General features: G+C 46.8%; 2 protein-coding genes. Both read right to left on the bottom strand.

What is annotated here, in order from left to right; translation table 11 throughout:
- On the bottom strand, positions 1-482 hold a 482-nt coding region (locus ACS8FC_RS14630), incomplete at its 3' end, for an FUSC family protein (RefSeq protein WP_439297301.1).
- A 188-nt stretch (positions 483-670) separates the two neighbouring features.
- Positions 671-1,140: FAD-dependent oxidoreductase (locus tag ACS8FC_RS14625; RefSeq protein ID WP_439297300.1), on the bottom strand; the 470-nt coding region annotated here is incomplete at its 5' end.

Here is a 1,140-nt window from a genome sequence, read left to right as displayed (position 1 = left end):
CCCAACAAAATATTTAGCGCGCGGTAGATACCATCTTGGCCGATGCTGTTATGACCCAAGTCAGAGACAATCATCAGCATAGTGATACCTGTCAGCAGCCCTGTATATCCGAGCTTTCTGACGGCTAAATAGCCAATGATGCCACTCAGTAGACCGATGAGCGCGTAGTCAACCCATGGCCATGCACCTGCATTTTGAATGAACCACAGCACCCCAAGGGCCGTACCTATGCCTAATAGAGTACCCAAGACACGCTCTTTGGCTTTGGTATAGATAGCGCCTTGATACTGCAATAATCCCAAGATAATAAAAACCGTAATGGTCGTCCACTCTCCATGTGGCAGGTTGGTGAGTTTATTGACCAGTAGCGCCAGTATGACAGCCGTTCCTAAGCGAATGGCGTGCAAGACATCGGCATGCTGATAGCGAACATAAGGCTCGGTAAATGGAGCAGTAACACGCTGGTAAAGGGTTGATTTCACGCAAGGCTACTCTTTTTGGTTAATAAGCGAGATAAATGGTAACGCACATAGGTTACGCACAAACATGCTAGCAGTCGAGCCTCGATTTACAAAGTATTAATCAAAAAAAACGCCTTCTGTCTATCAAAAGACAAAAGACGTTCAAGCTCAAACCCTGCTGATGAATAGCTAAGTTTGAATCAATCTCACTAAACCTCTAAAAAGTCTAGTATACCTTCCGCTGCTTCGCGGCCTTCCCAAATAGCCGTCACGACCAAATCAGAGCCACGCACCATATCACCACCTGCAAAAATTTTGGGGTTTTGCGTTTGGAACTTAAAGGTTTGTTTTTCTGCAGCCAACACACGACCAGAACTGTCCATTGCCACTTGCTGCGACTCGAACCAATCAGCAGGACTTGGTCTAAAGCCAAATGCCATAATCACGGCATCACATGGGATAATTTCTTCAGAATTAGGAATCGGCTCAGGACGCTGGCGACCGCGGTTATCTGGCGCACCCAAGTGCGTCGTGACGACTTTTACCCCATTGACCTTGCCATTTAAACCAATGATTTCAGTAGGCTGACGATTGAATAAAAACTCAACTCCTTCCTCACGAGCATTGACCACTTCGCGGCGTGAGCCAGGCATATTTTCTTCATCACGGCGATAAGCAC

It is taken from the genome of Psychrobacter sp. 1Y4, assembly GCF_051847555.1.
The sequence above is the reverse complement of the archived record's forward strand: the minus strand, read 5'-3'. Positions and strand labels throughout refer to the sequence as shown.